The organism is Pediococcus damnosus, assembly GCF_001611155.1.
GTDB lineage: Bacteria > Bacillota > Bacilli > Lactobacillales > Lactobacillaceae > Pediococcus > Pediococcus damnosus.
In genome coordinates, this window is record NZ_CP012294.1 from 1,660,892 (window position 1) to 1,685,623 (window position 24,732).

Consider the following 24,732-nt stretch of genomic DNA (forward strand, 5'->3'; position numbering starts at 1 on the left):
ATGGATTCAGTTTTATATGACTTAGAGTTTGCTAAAAATGATCAACGTTTAGCCAACGTTTTTCCTAAAGAGCAGGAAACTTTCTACACAGGGTTCGTAAATAGTATTGGTGCCGACGGAGTGATTCTTAACACTTATGATGACACTGGGCAGGCTGATGGGGCCGTGTATGTCCAATTTGACGCCATTGAAAACGTGGAGTTTGACAGCCCAGATCTTGATAATATGTTAGAAACAATTCAGATTGCCGAGAATGATCAACTATTTACGGTGATGGATCGGATTCCGGATTTTGTTTCGACTAGTGATTTAATTAAGCAGGTTGTAGAAGATGCTTATAAAAATGAACAATTTTTAGTTTTAACAAGAAGTGATTTGGAAAATTATCAAGAAGGAAAAGTGACGGCTGTTCACGAAAATGATTTTGAAATGCATTTAGTTGATAAGTTTGATCTGACCCACGAAGTATTGACGACCATTAAATATACAGAGGCGGAAATCGTGGAATTTTCTGGACGAGAATTGGCAGTGGAAACAGCAACTTGGCCAGAGATTGCTAAACAACAACCAGAATCACGATTAACTTTAACGGATACGAAAGACTTTTATGCCGTATTGAAAAATGCGGAACAAAAACAAGAGCTTATTACAATTAATGACGAAACAAAATCTTCAAACTTTTTTGTTGGGACTGTAAATGCAGTAAATAAGAGTGAGGTTTTATGTAATTTAGTTGATATGGCGGGGCAATTTGGGGGTTATTCCTTGATCCGACTGGATGCAATTGTTAGCATCACCCTGAAATCTGACTACATGCAGGTTATGGAAGCTTTTATTAACTATCAAAAAAAGAACCAGACTTTTGTGCAGCCGGTGCTCAATGAGGAGCGTTTATTTGATGCTACTGATGATCTAATCATGGCGCTGATCAAACAAACTGAGACATTTTCGCGAGTTTTGAGTATTTCTTTATTAACTGGTGCGCGTGAGATGGGATACATTACAGATGTCACTACGGATACTTTTCGGTTTCACGTGATTGATGCTGATTTGTACGTAGATCAAACCGGAATCGAAATTGTGATTGAGGATGTTGATGAACTATCCTTTGATTTTTTGAATGCGGTCCTTATTGAAAATCATTTACGTGATAAAGGACTCTTGTAAGAAGGTGAAAAAATGGCATTTAAAGTAATTCGTGGCGACATCACGACTATGAAAGTGGATGCAATTGTCAATGCTGCTAACACAACGTTGCTTGGCAGTGGTGGTGTTGATGGTGCGATTCATCGAGCTGCAGGTCCAGAATTACTGGCCGCTTGTCGACTGCTTCACGGTTGTCAAACCGGTGAAGCCAAGATCACACCTGGATTTAAACTACCGGCGAAATTTGTTATTCACACACCAGGGCCAATTTGGCGTGGTGGCCATCAGCATGAGGCTGAATTGTTACATAACAGCTATCAAAATAGTTTGAACCTGGCTGATCAAAATCACTGTGTCAGTGTTGCTTTTCCGTCTATTAGTACTGGTGTTTATCGTTTTCCTTTACAAGCCGGCGCAAAAATTGCCGTTACAACTATTCGGGAGTTTTTAAAGACTGCTCAGAGTGTGAAAGATGTGACGATGGTTTGCTTTGATGAAGGTACCTATCAAGCCTATTTAGAAGTTCAAAAATAAAAAACTAAAAATTAACTTCTGGTGAAACCTTCCAGCAGTTTGATTTTTAGCTTTTTATTTAAGTATATCTACTATCTAAAAGCGAGATGTTTCGATCCATTCACTATTTTAGGACAATTACTTGAGATAGCTGTTAGATTATAAGCACGTTTCCAGTGGGATTGCGATCCCACCTCCACCATGCTTATAATATGACAGTTAAACGTCTCAATTCATTCACTACTTGTTATCTCTCATATAGTCGTTAATGCGACGGATATCGTCTTCCGTTGCGTTATATTTGTTAATTTTAATATTGTGAATTTTTTCTACAGACAGATGAGTGCCAAATGCAATAGAAGCATCCGTTAAATCATGTTTCTTTTGATAATTGATAATCTCTTCTGCAAGCTTTGTTAAATCACCCATGGTAAATCCTCCTCGATTTTTAAATGACTATTTTGCATACGCAAAATCCTATTCTCGGTACGGTGTCCATCCTTGCTATGGCATTCCAATGCCAAGTCGGACTGGCCCTCCTCGATTTTTAAATGACTATGTTGCATACGCAAAATCTTACTCTCGGTACCAAAACCTTATTCTCGGTGTGGGGTCCCTGCTGTGGAGTAGTTCGCTATGGCATTCCAATGCCAAGTCGCACAGACCCTTCTTGTAATGTAAATCCCTTACATTCAATGTACCATAGTTGAGAGAAAAATGAACATTAATTGGGCGTGTTTTTAAAGAAATTAGTGAAATTGATGGAGAATTTGTTATAATGCAACACAAGAGGGATTGAGGTGAAAGCATGAAATATCAGAATCTATTGTTTGATGTGGATGATACACTATTAGATTTTCACGCAGCTGAGAACCAAGCACTTAAAGCATTGTTTGCGGAAATTAAATATCCACTAACAGATGACATGGTTACCTATTTTCGAGCACTAAACGAGCATATGTGGCAACGTTTTGAGCTTGGACAATTGGACCGCCAAACACTGGTTAACACGCGTTTTACCAAACTTTTCGCGCATTTTAATGAAACAGTTGATGGGATTAAGTATGAACAAATTTATCGCGAATTCTTAAATCAGGGGCACCAATTAGAACCCCACGCGTTAGAGTTATTAAATAGTTTAAAGGATCAGTTTAATTTATTCATTGTTTCAAACGGAATCGGGTCTGTGCAGCAGCATCGATTAAACGACTCAGGATTGAGTACATACTTTAAACACATATTTGTTTCCGAGGAAGTTGGTTACCAAAAACCTAGAATTGAGTTCTTTGATTTTATTGCTAATCATATTTCGGGGTTTACACCCAAAAATGCTTTAATAATTGGTGATTCATTGACTTCAGATATTCAAGGTGGGGCTAACGCAGGAATTGATTCGGTATGGTTTAATCCGGCATTACAACCGAACCATTCATCAGTGAGCCCAACGTATCAGATTGATGATTTATTAGATCTAAAGGAAATATTATAGGCTCAACTGAAACGTATATAAACAGTTACTCATTCAATTCGAGAGGAAAAACCGAATTTGGAGAGGAGACTGTTTATTTTTTTACCCAAAAATCTAAATCATTTGCATGCACTTTTTGAAAGTGGTAACGTATATTGTTAGAATTCTAACAATAATAAAACAGAGGTTAATAGAGGTTACTTATGGAAAAACATCTTGTGATCAATCGCCAAATTCATGTTTTGGCGAATTGTTCTACGCGTAAATTTAATGAAAGCTTTTTAGACGATGATATTACCGGTAAACAGGGAGGCGTACTGCACTTTTTGTTGATGCGGGCCGGAAAACAGAAAATTTATCAACGTGATATTGAAGAGCACTTTGGAATCCGCCGTTCATCGGTAACCAGTTTGCTTCAAAAGCTGGAAGATAATGGCTATATCACGCGAGAATCGGTCGCAGATGATGCGCGGTTGAAATTAATCGTGCTGACACCAAAAGCAATGGCGTTTCAAAAAAGTGTGGTTCAAGGCACAATCGATTTTGAAGCCAGAATGCTCCAAGGTGTATCCGAAGATGAGATTGCGACTTGGCAGAAGGTTACACAACAGATGACAAGAAACTTAAAAGATAAAAAAATAGGAAGTGACAAATAATGCTGAAACGAATTGGCCATTCAGTTAGAGAATATAAAAAGTATGCTTTGATTTCACCAATCTTGGTTGCAATCGAAACTTTTATTGAAACTTTTATTCCATATCTAATGTCAAAAATGATTGATAAAGGGATTATTCCAGGCAATTTAGCCTATATTGAAAAATTAGGCGTGTTTATGCTGATCGGAACCTTTATTTCTTTGGCAGGTGGTGCTGGGGCGAGTTGGTATTCTAGTAAAGCTAGTGCCGGTTTTGCCAAGAACTTACGGCATGATTTATATCATCATATTCAAGATTTTTCTTTTGAAGATGTGGATCATTTTTCCACTTCTAGTATTGTGGTGCGGCTCACGACGGATATCATGAATATTCAACAGGCATTTCAAATGCTGATTCGAGCCGCGGCTAGAGCGCCACTAATGCTGATTTTTTCGATCACAATGGCTTTCACAGTGGATGCCCAGATGGCAATGGTCTTCGTTGTTTCTGTACCCCTGATGGCAATTGGATTGACGGTAATTATTGCAATTGGCCGGCCACTTTTCAAAAAGGTTTACCAACGCTATGACGGATTAAATCGCGTTGTTCGCGAGAATTTGCGAGGTATTCGGGTAGTTAAAACGTATAACCGGGCTGAACTGGAAGATAAAAAGGCTGAAAAAGCATCATCTAGTATTTACGAAGTCTTTAGTAAAGCAGAACGAATTCTCCAGTTAAACAGTCCAATTATGCAGTTTGTGATGTATGGAACTTTGCTATTTTTGGCATGGTTTGGCGCCAAACGAATTGTTGGGGGCACGATGCAGACCGGCCAATTAGTAAGTTTGCTTGCCTATGCGATGTCAGTTTTAATGAGGTTGAATATTTTATCTAATGTCTTCAACCAAATGACCATTTCATTAGCTTCAGCGCAACGAATTGACGAAGTTTTGACCTATAAGAGTACGTTAACGAATCCTAAAAATCCGTTAACCGATGTAAAAACTGGTGAAATCGATTTTGATCATGTGGATTTTGCGTATGCGGACGATGGGGTAACACGTCTAGAGGATATTAATTTGCACATCAAGCCTGGTGAAACCATTGGAATTATTGGGGAAACTGGGAGTGGCAAAAGTAGTTTGGTTCAACTCATTCCACGCCTCTATGATGTCAGTCATGGATCCGTGAAGGTTGGTGATCAGGATGTGCGTGATTATGATATCCGAACCTTACGGGATAATGTTTCAATGGTGCTTCAGCAAAATGTCCTGTTTTCCGGAAGCATTGCGGACAACTTACGTTGGGGTGACGAGCAAGCGACAGATGAACAATTAGTTCAGGCAGCTAAACTGGCCCAGGCGGATGATTTCATTAATAGCTTGCCAGATGGCTATGACACCTATATTGAACAGGGTGGGAGTAATGTTTCTGGCGGTCAAAAGCAACGGTTGACGATTGCCCGAGCACTTTTGAAAAATCCGAAGATTCTAATCCTTGATGATTCAACGAGTGCGGTTGATACCCATACGGATAGCTTGATTCAAACGGCCTTTCGTGAAGAATTACCAGAGATGACCAAACTGATTATTGCACAACGAATTTCATCTGTTCAGGGTGCGGATCGAATTGTGGTTATCGATCAAGGTAAGATTGAAGCAGTCGGTACGCATGATGAACTAATGAATTCAGACGACCTTTATCAAGATATTTATAATTCTCAAATCAAAGGAGGAGAAACGCATGCAAAGAACTAGAGTTGCTGGAAGAGCTAAGTTAGATGGTTCAGCTTGGCAGATTTTATGGCGGTTATTAAAATACATTATGCAAAAAAGTCACTTTGCGTTATTTATTGCGTTCTTCTCTGTCATTGTTTCGGCCGGAGCATCAGTCGTTGGGACACTGTTTATTCAACGTTTGATTGATGACTATATTACGCCCTTGATGAAAGTTGCCCATCCGAACTTCACGCCATTACTGCATATGATTATTTTAATGGGAGCAATTTATCTCTTAGGTGTGATTGGGACGTTGTTATATTCGCAACTGATGATTATGACGGGCCAAAAGTTACAAAAACGGATTCGGGATGAAATGTTTACCCATATGCAACAATTGCCGTTAAGTTATTTTGATTCAAACGATTATGGCGATGTCATGAGTCGGTACACAAATGATGTAGATACCTTACGACAAATGGTTGAACAGAGTTTTCCCATGTTTATTAATGCGCTTTTTAATGTGGTCTTTACTTTGACGGCGATGATCACGCTGAGCCCAACATTAACGATAATTAGTTTGATCGTTTTTGCGTTGAGTATTTTTATTGTGCGGAAATTGAGTTCCAAAAGTAGTTATTATTTTCGAATGCAACAAAAAGCATTAGGAAATATTGATGGTTATATTGAAGAAATGTTGAATGGCCAAAAGGTTATTAAAGTATTCTCTCATGAGGATCAGGCTAAGGCCGGCTTTGATAAGCGAAACGAAGCCTTACGGCAGGATGCTAGTATGGCCAATGGATTATCAACAATGCTATTCCCAATTATGGGAAATGTCGGCAACATTTTGTATGTCTTGATTGCTGTGGTTGGTGGCTATTTTGCCGTCAATCACATAACTCCCATTACATTAGGTGAAATTGCTGCTTTCGTACAGTTGAGTCGTTCTTTTAGTCAACCGATTGCGCAAATTACAATGCAATTGAACTCAATTATTATGGGCCTTGCCGGTGCGCAACGCATGTTCCAGTTGTTTGACGAACCAGTGGAACAAGATTCCGGAGATACAACCCTTGTCTATGTTACTGAAAATGAACAACATGAGTTGACGGAAACCAGTGAACGGACCGATAAGTGGGCATGGAAAACTCCTGAAAAAGATGGCAATGTCAAACTAACGCCAGTTAAAGGGCACATTGAGTTTAAGGATGTTAGTTTTAGCTATGATGGTAAGAAGACAGTTTTGCATCACATTTCCTTAGATGCAAAACCTGGAGAAAAAATGGCTTTTGTTGGAGCAACCGGGGCCGGTAAGACGACTATCACAAATATGCTAAATCGATTTTATGATATTTCGAGTGGCCAGATTCTTTATGATGGCATCGATATTCAAAATATTCAAAAAGCAAGTTTACGATTATCCATGGGAATTGTTTTGCAGGATACGAACCTATTTACGGCTTCGATTCGCGATAACATTCGTTACGGCCGTTTAAACGCAACGGATGAAGAAGTTGTGGAGGCTGCTAAATTAGCTAATGCTGACAGTTTTATCCGCAACTTGCCAAAAGGTTACGACACGGTGATTGATGGTTCTGGATCTGACCTGTCACAAGGACAGCGTCAACTATTATCGATTGCACGGGCAGCCATTGCGGATCCGCCAACCATGATTATGGATGAGGCTACTTCAAGTATTGATACCCGAACGGAAGCTTTGGTTCAGTCAGGGATGGATAATTTAATGAAGGGGCGGACCACGTTTGTGATTGCTCATCGTTTGTCGACAATTCATAATTCAGATGAAATTCTGGTAATTGAAGATGGCCGAATTATTGAAGCGGGTAATCATGAGTCCTTGATGCAAGAAAAGGGCGAATATTACGAACTTTATACCGGTAAAACGATTCTGGAATAACGATTAACATTATTGGGAAGTTAGGGTTTTCAATGATAGAATGTACTAGTGACTGGAGTGTGACTAAAACTTTGGTTACTGGTATTTTTTGTTGCTCTACTAAAGGTTGAAAGTACAAAAATGACTTCAGTTACTGATATTAAACGGTTTAATCCACAAAAATTAGGTTAATTACCGTTCTACAGCTCCCTTGGCCTGGAACGGGGTGGGCACGATTTGAAGCCAAGTAGATCACTTGTCTTCAAACTCGACCTTTATCTAAGCGAAAATCGCTAAGATAAATTTCACCCCTGAGGCCAAACCGCCTCCTAACTGAGGAAGTCGTTGTCTTTAGATAGCTTGATGACCTTTTCCATGACAACTTTTGTGCTAAATATAATTAGTTTTAATACCTGATTCAGTCTGGAAGCAAATGGGCCCAGTAGTGTCATTTATCTTAACGGTTTTCGTTTAGATAAAGGCCGAGCTTAGAGACGGGTATTTCGGCTCTAAGTCGTGCCCACTACGTTCCGGCCCAGATTTGCTGAAAGACGGTATTTTAATCTGATTTTGTTACCATGAACGTTTTTGTATCAAGCAATTGAATGTGATTTTGTACTTTCAATCTTTAGTTACTCTATTTAAAAAGGACGTGTGACGATATGATTCAAATTCCACAAGACATGACAGAAGTTAAAGTAAAAATTGCTCAATTAGAAGAATTGGGACATAAAAGTAATGAAAAACAAGTTGTTTTCGACGCAATTCAAGACAACGCGCAGGCAATATTAGATGAACAATTAGAGGGCCACTATGACTCTTGTACGTTAGATAATGACAAGATCACTATTTATGAAACCCCCGAAAAGCCAATTGGTTCCGTTAAATCACAGGGAGCTTCGTTTGAGGAAGATTTTCGAAAGAATGCAAACAACATGTTTATTTATTTACAACAAGAAATCAGCAAAGTTATAAATCAACGCTAATTTTAAGGAGTTTCAAATGAGTATTAAACTAATTGCAAGTGACATTGACGGCACATTTTTAGATGATCAGCATGAATTTGATCGAACTCGTTTTCAAAACCAACTTGATGAAATGAATCGCCGGGGCATCCATTTTGTCGTAGCTAGTGGCAACCAGTATTTACACTGTACAAAGGTAATGACCGGCATTAATGGTGATCTCACTTATGTAGCAGAAGATGGTGCTCTGATTGTGGAAAAAGGCAAAATGCTTGATTCCAGTCCAATTGAACCAGAACTTTGGCAGAAAGTTGTGACCAGTGTCGATGAGCAACCAATCCTTGCCAACGCTGTTATTATTTTATCTGGGGAAAAGGCTGCGCATACGAATGTCACACCTCAAAATGAAGTTTGGGGGCGGACCGGTTATTTTTACGAAAATTTAACACATGCTTCGGATTTCTCAACAGTGACTGATGAAATTTACAAAGTGGATGTTAATTGGCCGGATTTAGCCGATATTCGTGATAAGTATAATGTACTAACTACTGAATTTGGCAATCAATTGACGGAAGTGATGAGCGGCTATAGTGGCATAGATATTATTAAGCCTCATGTGACCAAAGCTTATGGTTTAGTACAATTACAGCGGATTTGGAACGTTTCGATGGCTGAAACAATGACGTTCGGAGATAATCAAAATGATGCCGAAATGTTGAAACATGCCAAATATGGCTATGCGATGAAAAATGCATCACCAGAAGCTAAGGCGGCAACCTCGCTGGTGACGCCACTTGATAATAATCATAGTGGTGTTTTGGATATGATTGACCGCGTATTAAACGATCAAATTTAGGTATGAATTATTTAAATTTAGATTGCTGCTTAAAAGTTAAGGTTGAAATTTGCGCGTAACTTCATTAGAATTACACTATAGGCGTCGGTAGTGTAATGGATAGCACATGAGATTTCGGTCCTCATGATGGGGGTTCGATTCCCCCCTGACGCATTGTTGATATAGCGGGATTTAAGCATGGGTTAATAGCCTATGCTTTTTTGCATCTCAATTTTATAACGACATAATGTGTCACACTCTTTTAGTACACTAGGTTTAGTTTCTAATTTAGATAGTGACATAGTCTAGTAAATGGAGTGATCAAAAGATGAATGGTAAAAGAATTAAGACAGTAATTTTGGCAACTTTGGCAATGCTGGCTTTAACAGCATGTAGGAGTCAAGATCAAAAGCGCTCTTCTTCAAAAGCAACGACTTCGGTGAGTCGATCTGCGACGAAGGTCAGTAAAAGGAAGACTGTAAAAACAAGTGATACAACCAGCCAAAGTTCTTCAAGTGCTAAAGAATCAGCCCCCAAAACAAACACGATGAACTTTGATCAAATTAAACAAGGCAATTATGGTAGTTTGCAAGGAACTTGGACGGAAACCGGTCATTCGGCAAGTAAGGATGGTCAAGCGGTTGAAAAAGGTGGAACGGATACGCTGACGGTTTCAAATGGAACTATAACAAATGGATCAACTAAGGTTCAAAAACAAACATTAACAGATGCAGCCGGTGAGCATTCTTTGGTTTTCAAGACTAAAGATGATGTATTGACGGCTAATCTTGCTGATGAAGATGTGGCGATTAATTGGATGGTTACGTTTTATCCTAAAGGAACAACGAATAAATATAAGACCAATAATGATTCGGGCAAGAATTCTCAAAACATGATTGTTGTTTGGACAAGCAATAATTCATATACGGAGATTTTTGCGCAGACTTCTACCACTCCGAGTGTTTCAAAAACAGCCAATGCAGCAAAGACTACAAAAGCTACGAAGCCTGTCGAAACTGGACTTAATCTTGCCCAGATTAGCCGAAATAACTTTTCGAGTTTGGTTGGTACTTGGAAAAATACTGATGGTAAAACAATTATTGTAACAAACGAAGTAAAGAATAAACCGACTGGTAGCAACGTTGCCTATAGTAAAGGGGCAGTTGTGAAGGGCACAGACGGCAATGGCCATTCGCGAGTAATCACGGCGGGTAAGGTTACGAGTGGGTATATTCAAGGTGGGATAGGAACCTTTGATTCCGATGCTGCCGTATCTGCATTTGATCCATTAACCATTATTCCTAAAAATGTTAAACTTTCTGATGCTGATGATTCAGATTCTACGCGTGATCGTTTGATTTTGGGTGGCGGTCAAGGCGGTTATGCAACGCAGGCCTATTACAAGGAATGAAAATTTTTGAGTTATTAAAAAGTAATTGTAATTTTTTAGAAAAGAAAATAAAGGTTTCAAGACGAGCAAAACTTACAGGATTTCTGCTGCGATAAAATAAAAGTGATTACGTTTAACAAATATATTAAACTTCTTGAGATTTTGTATGCCAGTGGGGATAAGTATTGGCTCTTTATGTTTTTTACAAACAAGGTAATTTTATGATAGGATTTTGATCTTTTCCTTAACGCTTCGTTGGTATAACGATATTTAGCATGGGCTAATAACCTATGCTTTTTTATTTTATTCTAAAGATGAGTGATCGTTATTAACTTAGAATATACTATATTTAAGTTTGACGTATTTGTAATATGCTTATAGCTTTTATAAGCAATCTAATAATGATACTCTTTAAATAAAGGCAGGAATCTATTGGTAATGACACTATGTTAATAAACACGAGGAGAGATTTATATGAAAAAAAAGAATGAAGCGGGAACTGCTACGAAGAAAAGGCCAATATATAAGCGAATTTGGTTTTGGCTGTTGGTATTAATTATGATTGGTGGTATTGGTGCAATTGCCGGTGGTAGTGGTAATGATAGTAGCGAAAACCAAGCCGATTCAAAAACGGAAAAACAGAGTGAATCAACTGCAGATAAATCTCATAAAGTTGGAGATGAAGCGACAGTAGGTAAGGTATCGTATAAGCTGAATAGTGTTGAAACTACAGATGAACGGAATGAATTTGAAGATACTAATCCTAAAAATGTGGTAGTCGCAAAATATACAGTTACAAATAATTCTGATGAAGATGTGCCTGTTGGAACGGACTTAGATGTTTATGGGTCAGATGGTAAGAAACTAAAAAGTTATGCCGTTTCAGACAATACGCTAGATTCAGTAGCGAGTGGTAAAAAGGCAGATGTAGAAGCAGCTTATGGTGTTGATGAACTTGGAAATATTGAGTTACATTTCAGTCCCTTAGCTTCCTTTGATGATGCCGTTAAATTTCACACGACTGTAGAGTAATGTGTGTATGTTGTGTAAAGTAAAAAGGAATTGACCACTTCAAAATGGTCGATTCCTTTTTTTACTAAGAAGCATATGCATTATTCTATCGGATACTATTTGAAAAAATTTAAATGATGTTAAATGAAAAAATAAAAGATTTGGAAGAATCAATTTTTTTTGGTAAGTTCTAAACATTAATATTTATTTTGGTTTAATTAGAAAGCTTTTCTTCCAAGGCAGCAGTTAACGTTGCAGAAAAATTAATTCCTTGATTTTCAGCCTTCTTCGCTAGTTCAGCGGAAATTCTCGTATTCTTTTTTACGGTTGGCTTATAAGAATTCCTTCTAATGAAGTCTAAATCAACTGAAATATATGTCACGATCTTATCTGGATTTTGTTTTTGAATAGTCTGCAAAGAACTTGATTTAGGAAGGACCTTTTCATCAAAGAGCACTAATCCTAAGGCTTCTGGCGCATTATAGAGAGCCTCTTCTAAATTATTTCCATCTGTAATAGCCCCAGGAACATCTGGAAAAGTAACGGTATATTGTCCGGGTTTATTTTCAGAATCATCTAATATGGCTGGGTATGCAACTAATCTCATTATTATTTATCTCCTTTCAAAAAAAAACTGACCGCTTCATATGAAAGCTTGCCAATTTCTTTAAAGTTAGAAAATTATTTAGTTACTAACCAGCGATTGCTTGGAAAAATAGAACAGAACCCCATTTTTCGCCTTTGATCAAGCTTTTCGCAAGTTTTGCAGCAGCTGCATCATCGGCAGTTGTTTTGAATTCCATCTTCATACCTGTTTTTTTAACAAACTCGAAATTTACGTCGTCGCTTTTGTAATCAGTTAAAAGTTTGATAATTTCGTCTTGTTTTTGTGGTGAATTTACTATAACCATTTTGTGTATCTCCTCATCTCATGTAATTTTTTGCAACCTTATCAATTAAATTTTATAATAAAGAAGACAAAAAGTAAACCCTTTCACAAATACAACGATATTGTCTGCAAATCAGTAATGGAGGGCTCTTAATAACTATAAATACTGACTTTTTTGTGAAGATTATCAAATTCTATATTAAATGATAGTGCCAAAGCGTATGATTGGAATGTATGTTTTTAAGTTAATTGAAAAATAAGGAATTAAACGAATATGAACGATAAAAGAAGAAGAAAAATAAACCGAACAGCGTTTAAGGCGTTCCCGTGGATTATGGGAGCAATTTTAGTTGTGTTGGTAATTCTCCAAATTAATGGAAATAGTAGCGAGGCTCAGTCGAAAGAAGCCAATAAGGCCAATCAACAGGCAGATTCTGGATCTTCGCAAGTTATAAAAAAGCAAAGCAAAATTAAATCTGAACTGGCAAATTATCTAAAAACGGTGACCAAAGATGGAACAGTGAGCGTTAGTTTTTATAATTTAGGAGCTCCAGCTAAGAGCGAGGCCGCGACTGGTTCCGATGCGGCAGTTTATAAAGCGGGTAGTTTAGCAACTGAATCAAATGCGCACAGTGCTCAAACTGCAGCGAGTACCTACAAGCTGTTTATTGCAGCTTATCTGATGCAGCAAAAACAAGCCGGAAACTTCAGTTGGACGGCAGCCAACGAAGCTGGGTTTTATCAGATGATTGTGGATAGTGCAAATACATTTGCGGATAGTGAATTGCAAAATTACAGTATGGCGTCAGTCAATAAATTCATTGCTGATCAAGGTTGGTACTCACCGGTATTTCAAGAAACTGTGATTGCGAAAACTACTAGTCACAGCTTGATGCTTTTACTTGGGCAATTAAATGCTGGAACTGGGCCCTTTAAGAACGCAAATGATCGAAAGAAAATTTTGAATTTAATGAGTAAACAAATTTATCGAACGGGAATTCCAGCAGGGGCTCGTGAAGCCGAAACAGGGACTAAGGTTGCGGATAAAGTTGGTTTCTTGAATGATACGAATAATGACGCCGGAATCGTGACATTACCAAATGGTCAAAAATATATTTTGGTGATTATGACTCATGGACATGGACAATCTGGATTTAGTGGATTTCCCAAGATGGCTGAAATTACTAAAAAAGTTCAAACCATTGTTTATGGGACGAATGCTGGAGAATAAGGCAAATGCACGAAATACGGGTCAAAGATTTCTTAATTGAAATTTCTGATCCTTATTTTTTTGTCTATAATTCGATTCAAATTTTTTTGGTGAACGAACTGCGGCACACCAAGCTTACGAATGAACAGTTACAAAATCACCTAAAAAAGTCATACACAAACGCAACTAGATGAGCTACTATATATAGTATGCACATCACATGAAATCACAATATATTGTGCAATTTTACTTACTAAAACAAAATAATAGATTTTATATAAAGCAGTAGGAGGTACAAGATGATATCAGCAATACAGGACAAATTAGGACTATTAAGTACAGTGACAATTCAAAAAAGAGATGGCGAACAAACAAAATTTTACGCTTATAAGTTAATTTTTAGTTTAAGTCAGGTGGTAACAGATGAAAAAATTCAGGGCCAAATTTGTGAGGCTTTGGTGAATCAGTTTAAAGGAAATTCAGTTATTAAAACCGAAGCCATTCATAATGCAGTGATTGAACAACTAACGGCGCACGGGTTAGAAAAAGCGGCCAGTGCCTACGCAAATTACTTCGATCAGGATCAACAGAAATTTTCTGAAGCGACCAATGTGCAGAAACGAATTGAAAAAGTTTTTGAACGGGATGCCGAAGTGGTTCATGAAAATGCGAATAAAGACAGCACAATTTTTAATACCCAGCGTGATTTGGAAGCGGGGGCGGCCAGTCGTGCAATGGGTCTAAAAATGTTGCCAGAATTAGTTGCCAAAGGCCATTTACGCGGAGACATTCACTGGCACGATTTGGATTATTCGCCGGTAACCCCAGAAACCAATTGTTGTTTAATTGATTTTGACGGCATGCTCAAAAATGGCTATAAAATTGGGAATGCCGAAGTTGCATCACCACGGTCAATCCAAACGGCCACCGCCCAAATGGCCCAAATTATTGCTAATGTGGCCTCTTTACAATATGGGGGTTGCTCAGCAAACCGGGTCGATCAATTACTGGCACCCTATGCGGAGATTAATTATCAAAAACATTTAGCAGATGCCAAACAGTGGGTAGCGCCCAATAAACAGAAAGATTATGCCAAGAGTAAAACCAGAAAGGATATTTACGATGCCATGCAGGCGCTGGAATATGAAATTAACACTCTGTATTCCTCTCAAGGGCAAACACCGTTTACAACCGTTAACTTTGGTCTGGGCACAAGTTGGATTGAGCGTGAAATTCAAAAATCCATCTTAAAAATTCGAATTAAAGGTTTAGGAACGGAACATCGGACGGCCATTTTTCCAAAGTTAATTTTTACCCTAAAACGCGGTTTGAATTTGCATTCGGCTGATCCTAATTATGATATTAAGCAACTGGCCGTTGAATGTGCCACCAAACGGATGTATCCCGATTTATTAATGTATGACAAAATCAAGGAATTAACGGGTAGCTTTAAAACGCCAATGGGATGCCGTTCCTTCTTGCAAGGTTGGCGGGATGAAAATGGCAAAGAAGTGAATTCTGGACGGATGAACTTGGGAGTAGTAACTGTCAATCTGCCTAGAGTTGCCTTGGCATCCAATGGCGATCAGAAATTATTCTGGGAGATTTTTGAAGAGCGGATGACCTTATGTCACCAGGCCTTAGCCTACCGAATTGAACGGACTAAAAAAGCCGAACCAAAAAATGCGCCATTGTTATATATGTATGGTGCGTTTGGCAAACGACTTCCAGCGGATGGCAATGTCGATGATCTCTTTAAAAATGAGCGGGCTACGGTTTCGTTGGGGTACATCGGATTATATGAGGTTTGTACCGTATTCTACGGCCCAGATTGGGAACATAATGCTGAAGCTCATGATTTTGCGGAAAAAGTAGTCAAGGCGATGTGGCAAAAGTGTGCCGACTGGACCAAGGAAAGTGGCTATCATTACAGTCTGTATTCAACACCAGCCGAGTCCTTAACAGATACCTTTTGTCGTGATGATATTGCCAAGTTCGGGAAGGTCGCAAATGTGACCGATAAGGAATATTACACGAATAGTTTCCACTATGATGTGCGCAAACATCCATCACCTTTTGAAAAACTCACGTTTGAACAAGATTTTCCCAAGTATGCTTCGGGTGGTTTCATTCATTATTGTGAATATCCAAACTTGACGCAAAATCCCAAAGCTTTAGAAGCTGTGTGGGATTGGGCCTATGATCACGTTGGCTATTTAGGAACCAATACTTCAATTGATAAATGCTACAAATGCGGGTTTAAGGGTGAATTTAAAGCAACTGCCCGTGGTTTTCAATGTCCTCAGTGCGGAAATCACGATCCTCAGTTCTGTGACGTGGTTAAACGAACGTGTGGTTATCTCGGAAATCCCCAACAACGGCCAATGGTTCATGGCCGGCATGTGGAAATTGCTTCAAGACAAAAAAATTTAACACCGGAGATGATAAAAAATGTCGCGAAAAACGCTCGGTCCAAACAATCCGACTCCGAAAGAGTGGTTGGCTAAGGATCTTAGCTTACAATATATTGCTGATTATAAAGCCTTTAACTTTGTTGATGGGGAGGGAGTTCGCTGCAGTTTATATGTGAGTGGCTGTCCCTTTCATTGCCCAGGTTGTTATAACGTGGCCGCCCAGAATTTTCATTATGGAAAGCCCTATACGCAAGAATTGGAAGATCAAATTATTGAGGATTTAAGTCAGGACTATGTTCAAGGATTGACGTTACTTGGTGGGGAACCATTTTTAAATACCCAAGTTTGTATCAGGCTTTGTAAACGAATTCGCCAAGAGTTTGGTCATTCCAAGGATATTTGGTCGTGGACAGGCTATAACTGGGACGAACTCCTGAAAGATTCTGATGATAAATTGGAAATGCTATCTCTGATTGACATTTTGGTTGATGGCCGTTTCTTAGAAGAACAAAAAGATTTAACGCTGCAATTTCGCGGAAGTGCTAACCAACGCATTATTGACGTCCCCAAATCTTTAGCAACTAATAAAGTGGTTATTTGGGATAAGTTGGTGCGCTAAAACAAACTAATCTAAGGGTTGAAAGTACAAAACAATTTAGTCCACCAAAATTAGGTCAATTGCCGTTCTCCGGCTCCTTTGGCCTGGAACGGGGTGCGAGTTCTTGCGGCTATTTTTGCCACAAGAATCGACAGCGTATGAAGCATTGTGGGTTTTCGGTACAAAAACCGACCTTTACGCGTAATAGCGGGTACGATTTGAAGCCAAGAAAATCACTTGTCTTCTCTTCAAACTCGGCCTTTATCTAAGCAAAAATCGCTAAGATAAATTTCACCCCTGAGGCCAAAACGCCTCCGAACTGGTGAAGTCGTTGTCTTTTGATACTTCGCATAAACATTACCATAACAATCTTTGCGTTAAATATAATTAGTTTTACAACTCGAATTAGTCTGGAAGCAAATGGGCTCAGTAGTGTTGTTTATCTTAACGATTTATCGTTTAGATAAAGGCCGAACTTAGAGACGTGTATTTCGGCTCTAAGTCGTGCCCACTACGTTCCAGCCCAAATTTGCTGGAAGACGGCATCTAACCTAATTTGATTGTAGCTAACTCCTTTGTATCAGGTAATTAGGTGAAATTTTATACGCATGAAGCTTTGAAAAATAAAATATGGAAAGGATTGGCGCAATTACATGCTAGAAATTCGCAAATTTGTAAGGGCAAGAAAGTTTCATTTTTGGGATAGTTTAAACGTGACACGGGCCGGCATTCTAGGTGCCAATGATGGCATTATTTCCGTCTCTGGGATTGTCCTTGGCGCAGCTGCTGCAAATCTTAGCAGTTATACCTTGTTCATTAGTGGCGCTTCGGGAATGTTAGCCGGAGCCTGTTCGATGGCTGGTGGCGAATACATTTCAGTGAGTGCTCAAAAAGAAGTGCAGCTCAATCGTTTGAATATTCAAGCAGCAGGATACGAAGCTTACAAAAGTGACTACAAAACCAAAATTAGTGAAATTGACGTCTTAAATCCGTTTCACGCCGCAACGGCATCGTTCTTTTCGTTTTTGTGTGGCGCCATTATTCCGTTGCTGGCGATTAGTCTGTCTAGCAGTCGCTGGCGCGTGGTAAATACGGCCCTAGCCATGATTATTGCTCTTTCAATTAATGCCATGATTGGGTACAACAAAGCAAAAACACCGATTTATAAAGCGGTGTTGCGAAACGTGGCGGTCGGCGTTTTTACGACAGTAGTTACTTATTTAATCGGGAGTCTGTTAGGCATTGCAGTTTCAGCATAGGAAGGTTAGAAAAATGGAAACACTTGAAATTAAAGATTTACATGTATCCGTTAAAGATGACGACACGCAAGTAGAAAAAGAAATTTTAACCGGGGTGAATTTGGTGATGCACACCGGTGAAGTCCATGCCATCATGGGGCCAAACGGAACCGGTAAATCGACCTTGTCAGAAACTATCATGGGCAACCCTCATTATCATGTGACGCAAGGTGACATTCTTTTAAACGACCGAAGTTTATTAACAGAACCGGTGGACGCGCGGGCACGCGCAGGGCTATTCTTGGCCATGCAGTATCCGGCCGAGATCAAAGGTATCACGAATATGGAATTCTTACGTGCGGCGCTGAATGCCCGGCGACCGGATGATCAACCGATTCCCATTAAAGATTTTTTGGCTCAACTGGATCAAGCACTTGAAATTTTAAACATGACGAGTGACATGGCCGAACGATATTTGAATGAAGGATTCTCTGGCGGGGAACGCAAACGAAACGAGATTCTTCAGTTATTGATGATTAAGCCCACGTTTGCCATTTTAGATGAGCTGGACTCTGGCCTTGATATTGATGCGCTGCAGGTGGTCTCAAAGGGCGTTAATCATGTGATTGGCCCTGATTTTGGCACGTTAATGATTACGCATTACAAACGGATTCTGAAATACATTCATCCTGATCAGGTGCATGTCATGATGGGGGGCCGCATTGTCAAAACGGGAGATGCCACGCTGGCAGATCGGTTGGAAGATGAAGGCTATTCTGGATTACGTGATGAACTAGGAATTGATGTTGATCTGGTGGATTCGGAGGTTTAGTGATGAGTGAAGCAATTGGTAAAACAAAGTTGCATGCAGCCTTATTTCCAAATGAACCAACCTGGTTTACAGATATGCGCCAGAGAGCTTTTGAAGAAATGCAGATAACTAACGATCCGCGGTTTGCCAAGGTTGATTATCGAAATTGGGGACTGGGTGAGTTGTCTGCTGAAGGACCCACCAAAGATTTGGCGTTGGTTGACCACAGTACCGACGATTACATTTTGTGTCCGATTGCAATTGCCATGGTGAAATACGAAAAACTTTTTCAAACTTATTATATGAAAAAAGCTTTAACAGAGTTGTCGGATCGTTTAATTAACTTTAGTACGGCCTTTGTGAATGCAGGGAATTTTTTGTATGTTCCGGAGAACACTAAACTAGCGAAACCAATTTGTTTAAATCAAATTGAGTATTCGCAAACTTCTGATGAAATTAGTCACAATCTAATTGTTTTAGGCGAGGGTACACAAGCCACGATCTGTTTGGATAATCAGCCAGAGCAGGCTGGAGAAAAAATTCATCGGATTTCTGAAATCGTATTGGAAGCAGGCAGTCACTTAAATTTAATCACTGTGGATAATTTTTCAAGTAACAAAGCAGTTTATGTGAATCGGCAGGCTTATGTAGGCGAACAAGCCAAATTGGATTGGACGATTGGTTCGTTTAGCGATGGCAATGTTGTGGCGGAAATGAATGCCGAATTGGTCGGCAGACGGTCAACCGCGACAATTAATAATGCCGCGATTACCTCTGGAACCCAAACGCAGGGGATGAACACGCGTCTGACTAACTTGGCACCCTACACGACTGGTAAGATTCGCCAACGCGGGGTGGTTTTAGATCAGTCACGACTAGTTTTTAATGGGATTGGAAAAATTGTTCACGGCGCTCACGGAACCATCGCCGAACAGGAAAATCGGCTCTTGATGTTGTCGGATCAGGCAAGTGGGGATGCTAATCCAATTTTATTAATTGATGAAAATGATGTGGAGGCCGGCCACGCAGCTAGTGTCGGACGTTTAGATAAGAAACAGCTGTACTATTTAATGAGTCGGGGATTGTCTAAAGAAGTTGCCAAACAACTGGTGGTTCGTGGATTTATTGGTATTTTTGCCAAAGAAATTACGAATCGCCGAATCCGGGAGGCTTTCCAGAAAACCCTAGAAAGAAAGTTGACTAATGGATAAAAAATTTGAAAACGTGATTAAGGATTTTCCCATTCTTTCTCAAAAAATAAATGACGAGCCACTATTATATTTAGATAATGCTGCTACCTCACAAACTCCGAATCCAGTTTTAAATGAAATGGTTAGTTTTTACCAAAGTGAGAATGCCAATGTGCATCGGGGTGTCTATACGTTAGCGAATGAAGCGACGACGGCATATGAAAATGTCCGGGAGCAGGTGGCTGAATTTATTCATGCGCCCAATGCAAAATCCATCGTTTACATCCGTTCAACGACCGAAAGCCTCAACCTGGTGGCCAGTAGTTTTGGTGATTTAGTTGTTCATGAAAGTGATGAAATTTTAATCACGATTATGGAACATCACAGCAATTTAATTCCATGGCAGCAACTTGCCAAACGCAAGCATGCCAAGCTGAAATATGTGGAATTAGCGGATGATCAAACACTGGATATTGCCGATTTTAAACGTAAATTAACGGAGCGGACGAAAATTGTGGCGGTCGCCCAAATGAGTAACGTTTTGGGAGTGACGAATCCAATTAAAGAAATAACACGCTTAGCTCATCAGCAGCATGCGTATGTGGTGGTGGATGCCGCTCAATCCGTGGCCCATCAAAGCATTGACGTGCAAGATTTGGATGTCGATTTCTTGGCTTTTTCTGGACATAAAATGCTGGGGCCAACTGGCATCGGGGTGCTGTTTGGTAAGGCAGAGTTGCTGGATGAAATGAACCCCGTTCAATTTGGTGGTGAAATGATTGAAACGGTTAGTCGGACACAGGCCAAATGGCAGTCGGCTCCGTGGAAATTTGAAGCCGGTACTCAAAATATTGGCGGTGTGATTGGGCTAGGAGCTGCAATCACATATATTTCCAAACTTAAAATGACCTGGATTGAGGCTACCGAACACAAATTGCTTACTTATTTGTTACCACAACTCGTTCAAATCAAGGGACTGACAATTTATGGTCCGCAAACGGTTGCCGAACACGGTAGTATCGTGACATTTAATTTGGCCAATTTGCATCCTCATGATGTTGCCACTGGTTTGGATATGCTGGGAGTTGAAGTGCGCGCCGGTCATCACTGTGCGCAACCCTTAATGACAACGTTGGGTGTGGAATCAACCGTTCGGGCTAGCTTGAGCTTTTATAATTCTTTGGCCGACATGGATCGATTTGTGTACGATGTGAAAATGGTAAAGGAGTTCTTCAATCGTGAGTCTTAATAAACTAAATCAACTTTATCTGGCCGTGGTAATGGATCACGCAAATCATCCGCATCATAAAAGTTCCCTACCAGATGCGACTAAAAGTGTTGAATTACATAATGTCTCTTGTGGGGATGATATTCGGGTGTTTATTAAAACAAAGGCTGATTGGATTGAAGAAATTTCGTTTACTGGCAATGGTTGCACCATCTCTCAGGCTTCGGCCAGTATGATGACCGACGCCCTCAAGGATCTGACAATTCCGGTGGCAATTAAAACATGCGACGATTTTTTTCAATTGACCATGGGAAAGACACTTACTTCAAAAGCCAAGAAAGCATTGGGAGATGCGGCCATTCTTGGAAGTCTGGCAGAATTTCCTGCACGGATTAAGTGTGCGACCTTAGCTTGGCACGCGGCTAAAGAAGCAGTGGGAGGAGAAATTAAATGAGTGCGAAAACTTCAGACGAGTATGAATATGGCTTTCATGATGATGTCAAACCAGTTTTTTCTACTGGCAAAGGCTTGAATGAACAAATTATTCGACAAATTTCGGTCGAAAAACAGGAACCCAAGTGGATGCTGGATTATCGTTTGGCAGCTTATAAAATTTATCAAAGCATGCCAATTCCCAAGTTCGGTCCAAAGTTAGATGATTTGGATTTGAAAAATATGTTGTATTATCAAAAGGCCACGGATAAGAAATACCGTAATTGGGATGAGGTGCCGCCGACCATTAAGAAAACCTTTGATCGTTTGGGTGTCCCAAAAGCAGAAAGAGAATACCTGGCCGGGTCTTCTGCGCAGTACGAATCGGAAGCCGTTTATCACAATATGCGGGAATCTTTTGCCAAACAGGGAATCATTTTCACCGATACCGATACTGCCCTGAAAAAGTATCCCAAGCTTTTTAAAAAATGGTTTGGGAAACTAGTTCCACCAACTAACAATAAGTTTGCAGCCCTTAATGCGGCTGTCTGGTCAGGCGGAACTTTTCTGTATGTGCCGAAAGAGGTGCAAACGCAAATTCCCGTTCAGGCGTATTTTCGAATTAATGCGGCCAACTCGGGTCAGTTTGAACGCACACTCATCATTGTGGATGAAGGTGGCCGGATTGATTATGTGGAAGGCTGTACCGCGCCGAAATACGATACGGATAGTTTGCATGCTGCTGTGGTGGAAGTCAACGTTTTGAAAGATGCTTATTGTCGCTATACCACGATTCAAAATTGGTCGACGAATGTGTATAGTTTGGAAACGAAACGAGCGCAAGCGTTGGAAAACGGCACAATGGAATGGGTTGATGGCAATCTCGGTTCGAAAACCACAATGAAATACCCATCAGTCTATCTGAATGGCCGCGGAGCACGAGGAACCATGCTATCAATTGCGGTGGCTGGTCATAATGTGGATCAGGATACCGGGGCACAGATGATTCACAATGCCCCAGATACCTCTTCGTCAATTGTTTCGAAATCAATTGCGAAGGACGGGGGCATTGTGGATTACCGAGGAAATGTGAAATTTGCGCGCAACTCCGCTGGGTCGTTTGCCCATGTGGAGTGCGACACGATCATCATGGATGATGAATCCTCCAGTGACACGATTCCCTACAATGAAATTTTAAATAGCGACGTGGCGATGGAACACGAGGCTAAAGTTTCAAAGATTTCCGAAGAACAACTCTATTATTTAATGAGTCGGGGAATCTCGGAACGCAAAGCAACCGAAATGATTGTGATGGGATTTGTGGAGCCTTTCACCAAAAAACTACCGATGGAATATGCCGTTGAATTGAATCGGTTGATTAGTTTTGAAATGGAGGGGGGAATCGGATGACCGCAGTGGATAAAACATTTGAAAAACAAGCCTTTGCAGCTTTGGAAAAGGTGATTGATCCCGAAATTAGGGTTGATTTGGTCAGCTTAGGACTCATTTATGGCGTTACTTGTGATGCTAGTGGCTTATGTACCGTCACCATGACATTAACCATGATGGGTTGTCCATTGACCGATGTTTTAAATCAGGCAATTTCTGAAGCCTTAATGACATTAGTGCCAGTACAAAAAGTAAAAATTAATTTAGTGTGGGATCCGATTTGGACAATCGACAAAATGAGTCGCGAAGCACGGGTTCAATTAGGAATGTGGTAAAAAATATCGCCATGAAGGATTAAGTCTTTCATGGCGATATTTTTAGTTGGTTACTTTAATTCGAAATCTAAAACAACGGGGTTATGATCAGAATATTTAAATTCGGTATTGTGAACGTGAATTTTTTTGGCAGAAATATTTTTGGATAGGATATAGCCATCAATCATCGTTACGAAAGTACGTCCCTTTTTATATGGCTGGTTTAAGTTACGTACAGAAGGCGTTGCAGCCTGTTTCAAACCCATTGTCGGGATATAAAAATCGTTGGGTAATTTATTTTTTGGAAAAGGATTGGTCCAAGTCAGTTTTGGTGTGCTAGTTTTAAAGATCTTAGAACTATTTTTCAAAATTGCATGGTTGTAATCACCGGCCACAAGGACATAATTTCCTTTTTGATATTCATCTTGAATGAAAGTAAATAACTTTTTGAATTGCGCGTTTTGAATTGATTTGTCCTTTGTGTACGCCGACATATGAATGTTAACCATCAAAAAATATTTTCCATTACTTACCCGACTTTTGGTCACTGTAAACGCTCGGTCAAGATCGGTAAATTTACTGAGGTCAGTTGCAATTGGTAGGGAATGACGAGATGCGTTTACGACATTTGCCTTAGTTAAGGTGAGAAGGCCTGAGCGTGCTTTACCGATTGGATGTGTGAATGGATAAAATAAGTAAGGTGAGTCATAGTTTTGGCCAAAAACCGAGCCATAATTGGTTAAGTGTTTCGTGACAAGATTAACTTCATTTACGTGCTGCGAACGATCACCGTTAGTATCGATTTCTTGGTAAAAGGCGAAGTCGGGATCAACCTTTTTAGTGGTTGAGGTAACGCCTGCAATACTCTGTCTAACGGATTTTTTACTGTAAGCTACCGATAATTTACCGCCGTCCATGAAAAAACTGTAACTAGGCGGATAAGAGCCATAACCAATGTTGTAAGTCATGGCCCGGTACTCGCGTTTGGGCTTTAACAAAGTAGATTGTTTATTGGAAGCTGCCAACGTTTGATAGTTGGGTAGGCGATAATAGGTTGCAAATAAATAGATGATATATCCGATTATGATTGCAAAGATGATACCTAACAAGATTAAAAAATATTTTTTGATGCGTTTCAGTGCCACGATTAATGTGCTCCTTTAAAACCATATTTAGTGTGCCTAATCCATTGTGTTAGTAACGGATAGGAATGTCAATCAGCAATCCCAAATTTTGAAACATCTAAAAATGATTTGCCAAAATATGCGTATTTTATAATGGGTGCTTGAAATTTAAAAGAAGTACCCTGGATATCGAATAAATTACTTATTGTGACTATCACGAATATTTCAATCGATAAAATTCGACGATTGTTACTATTTTAAATTAATGAACGGTACATATCCTTTCTTAAGCAGTATAATAAAAGCAAGAGACA

General features: G+C 39.7%; 24 protein-coding genes and 1 tRNA gene. 21 read left to right on the top strand and 4 right to left on the bottom strand.

The features are described 5' to 3' along the window. Together ADU73_RS07705 and ADU73_RS07710 are read left to right on the top strand one after the other, a co-directional pair. Window positions 1-1,167: a hypothetical protein gene (locus ADU73_RS07705; protein WP_046871524.1), complete on the top strand. Its 1,167-nt coding sequence runs from the start codon at window positions 1-3 to the stop codon at window positions 1,165-1,167. Between the two features lie 12 nt (window positions 1,168-1,179). Next, the gene (locus ADU73_RS07710; RefSeq protein ID WP_046871523.1) at window positions 1,180-1,680 is read left to right on the top strand and encodes an O-acetyl-ADP-ribose deacetylase; all 501 of its coding nucleotides are present in this window, start codon (window positions 1,180-1,182) and stop codon (window positions 1,678-1,680) included. A gap of 219 nt (window positions 1,681-1,899) precedes the next feature. Here ADU73_RS07710 and ADU73_RS07715 read toward each other — a convergent pair whose 3' ends face one another. Then, complete coding sequence (locus tag ADU73_RS07715) at window positions 1,900-2,088, bottom strand: LBP_cg2779 family protein (RefSeq protein WP_046871522.1); 189 nt, start codon at window positions 2,086-2,088, stop codon at window positions 1,900-1,902. A 379-nt stretch (window positions 2,089-2,467) separates the two neighbouring features. Between ADU73_RS07715 and ADU73_RS07720 the strand changes: the two genes are divergently transcribed. The 9 genes from ADU73_RS07720 to ADU73_RS07760 all read left to right on the top strand — a co-directional run bounded on the left by ADU73_RS07720 (window position 2,468) and on the right by ADU73_RS07760 (window position 11,602). Further along, window positions 2,468-3,148: a YjjG family noncanonical pyrimidine nucleotidase gene (locus ADU73_RS07720; RefSeq protein WP_046871521.1), complete on the top strand. Its 681-nt coding sequence runs from the start codon at window positions 2,468-2,470 to the stop codon at window positions 3,146-3,148. Window positions 3,149-3,330: 182 nt separating this feature from the next. Beyond that, window positions 3,331-3,783 (top strand): MarR family winged helix-turn-helix transcriptional regulator, encoded by a 453-nt coding sequence (locus tag ADU73_RS07725; RefSeq protein ID WP_062913363.1) that lies wholly within the window; start codon window positions 3,331-3,333, stop codon window positions 3,781-3,783. Continuing rightward, window positions 3,783-5,519: an ABC transporter ATP-binding protein gene (locus ADU73_RS07730; protein WP_062913364.1), complete on the top strand. Its 1,737-nt coding sequence runs from the start codon at window positions 3,783-3,785 to the stop codon at window positions 5,517-5,519. The genes ADU73_RS07725 and ADU73_RS07730 overlap by 1 nt, the downstream gene beginning before the upstream one ends. Beyond that, on the top strand, window positions 5,506-7,401 hold the full coding sequence (locus ADU73_RS07735; protein WP_046871518.1) for an ABC transporter ATP-binding protein: 1,896 nt from the start codon (window positions 5,506-5,508) through the stop codon (window positions 7,399-7,401). Before ADU73_RS07730 ends, ADU73_RS07735 begins: the two co-directional genes overlap by 14 nt. 641 nt (window positions 7,402-8,042) lie before the next feature. After that, window positions 8,043-8,366, top strand: a complete 324-nt coding sequence (locus ADU73_RS07740; RefSeq protein ID WP_046871517.1) for a hypothetical protein — start codon at window positions 8,043-8,045, stop codon at window positions 8,364-8,366. A 16-nt stretch (window positions 8,367-8,382) separates the two neighbouring features. After that, on the top strand, window positions 8,383-9,201 hold the full coding sequence (locus ADU73_RS07745; RefSeq protein WP_046871516.1) for a Cof-type HAD-IIB family hydrolase: 819 nt from the start codon (window positions 8,383-8,385) through the stop codon (window positions 9,199-9,201). Window positions 9,202-9,282: 81 nt separating this feature from the next. Beyond that, window positions 9,283-9,354: transfer RNA gene (locus tag ADU73_RS07750), tRNA-Arg, on the top strand. A 154-nt stretch (window positions 9,355-9,508) separates the two neighbouring features. After that, entirely contained in the window at window positions 9,509-10,591 is a 1,083-nt protein-coding gene (locus ADU73_RS07755; RefSeq protein WP_046871515.1) for a DUF6287 domain-containing protein, read from the top strand. A 453-nt stretch (window positions 10,592-11,044) separates the two neighbouring features. Next, complete coding sequence (locus ADU73_RS07760) at window positions 11,045-11,602, top strand: DUF5067 domain-containing protein (protein ID WP_046871514.1); 558 nt, start codon at window positions 11,045-11,047, stop codon at window positions 11,600-11,602. 193 nt (window positions 11,603-11,795) lie between these two features. Here ADU73_RS07760 and ADU73_RS07765 read toward each other — a convergent pair whose 3' ends face one another. Both ADU73_RS07765 and ADU73_RS07770 read right to left on the bottom strand, forming a co-directional pair. Further along, complete coding sequence (locus tag ADU73_RS07765; protein WP_062913365.1) at window positions 11,796-12,188, bottom strand: type II toxin-antitoxin system HicB family antitoxin; 393 nt, start codon at window positions 12,186-12,188, stop codon at window positions 11,796-11,798. Window positions 12,189-12,273: 85 nt separating this feature from the next. Further along, complete coding sequence (locus tag ADU73_RS07770) at window positions 12,274-12,492, bottom strand: hypothetical protein (RefSeq protein WP_046871512.1); 219 nt, start codon at window positions 12,490-12,492, stop codon at window positions 12,274-12,276. A gap of 252 nt (window positions 12,493-12,744) precedes the next feature. Here ADU73_RS07770 and ADU73_RS07775 point away from each other — a divergent pair, with 252 nt between their 5' ends. The 10 genes from ADU73_RS07775 to ADU73_RS07820 all read left to right on the top strand — a co-directional run bounded on the left by ADU73_RS07775 (window position 12,745) and on the right by ADU73_RS07820 (window position 23,315). Next, the gene (locus ADU73_RS07775) at window positions 12,745-13,701 is read left to right on the top strand and encodes a serine hydrolase (protein ID WP_046871511.1); all 957 of its coding nucleotides are present in this window, start codon (window positions 12,745-12,747) and stop codon (window positions 13,699-13,701) included. Window positions 13,702-13,979: 278 nt separating this feature from the next. Then, window positions 13,980-16,187, top strand: coding sequence for an anaerobic ribonucleoside-triphosphate reductase (gene nrdD, locus ADU73_RS07780; RefSeq protein ID WP_046871510.1), 2,208 nt, complete (start codon window positions 13,980-13,982; stop codon window positions 16,185-16,187). Beyond that, on the top strand, window positions 16,132-16,713 hold the full coding sequence (nrdG, locus tag ADU73_RS07785; RefSeq protein ID WP_046871509.1) for an anaerobic ribonucleoside-triphosphate reductase activating protein: 582 nt from the start codon (window positions 16,132-16,134) through the stop codon (window positions 16,711-16,713). Before nrdD ends, nrdG begins: the two co-directional genes overlap by 56 nt. A gap of 632 nt (window positions 16,714-17,345) precedes the next feature. Further along, window positions 17,346-17,951 carry a VIT1/CCC1 transporter family protein gene (locus ADU73_RS07790; protein WP_046871508.1) on the top strand — a complete coding sequence of 202 codons (606 nt, stop codon included), beginning with the start codon at window positions 17,346-17,348 and terminating at the stop codon, window positions 17,949-17,951. A 13-nt stretch (window positions 17,952-17,964) separates the two neighbouring features. Then, window positions 17,965-18,762: a Fe-S cluster assembly ATPase SufC gene (gene sufC, locus ADU73_RS07795; protein WP_046871507.1), complete on the top strand. Its 798-nt coding sequence runs from the start codon at window positions 17,965-17,967 to the stop codon at window positions 18,760-18,762. 2 nt (window positions 18,763-18,764) lie between these two features. Beyond that, entirely contained in the window at window positions 18,765-19,952 is a 1,188-nt protein-coding gene (gene sufD, locus ADU73_RS07800) for a Fe-S cluster assembly protein SufD (RefSeq protein ID WP_046871506.1), read from the top strand. Further along, entirely contained in the window at window positions 19,945-21,180 is a 1,236-nt protein-coding gene (locus ADU73_RS07805; RefSeq protein ID WP_062913366.1) for a cysteine desulfurase, read from the top strand. The genes sufD and ADU73_RS07805 overlap by 8 nt, the downstream gene beginning before the upstream one ends. Beyond that, on the top strand, window positions 21,170-21,613 hold the full coding sequence (gene sufU, locus ADU73_RS07810; RefSeq protein WP_062913367.1) for a Fe-S cluster assembly sulfur transfer protein SufU: 444 nt from the start codon (window positions 21,170-21,172) through the stop codon (window positions 21,611-21,613). The genes ADU73_RS07805 and sufU overlap by 11 nt, the downstream gene beginning before the upstream one ends. Beyond that, the gene (gene sufB / locus ADU73_RS07815; protein WP_062913368.1) at window positions 21,610-23,001 is read left to right on the top strand and encodes a Fe-S cluster assembly protein SufB; all 1,392 of its coding nucleotides are present in this window, start codon (window positions 21,610-21,612) and stop codon (window positions 22,999-23,001) included. Before sufU ends, sufB begins: the two co-directional genes overlap by 4 nt. Then, window positions 22,998-23,315: a metal-sulfur cluster assembly factor gene (locus ADU73_RS07820; RefSeq protein ID WP_046871502.1), complete on the top strand. Its 318-nt coding sequence runs from the start codon at window positions 22,998-23,000 to the stop codon at window positions 23,313-23,315. Before sufB ends, ADU73_RS07820 begins: the two co-directional genes overlap by 4 nt. A gap of 50 nt (window positions 23,316-23,365) precedes the next feature. On the opposite strand, the gene ADU73_RS07825 is transcribed toward ADU73_RS07820, so the two are convergent. Next, entirely contained in the window at window positions 23,366-24,433 is a 1,068-nt protein-coding gene (locus ADU73_RS07825; protein ID WP_046871550.1) for an endonuclease/exonuclease/phosphatase family protein, read from the bottom strand. Window positions 24,434-24,732 lie beyond the last annotated feature (299 nt).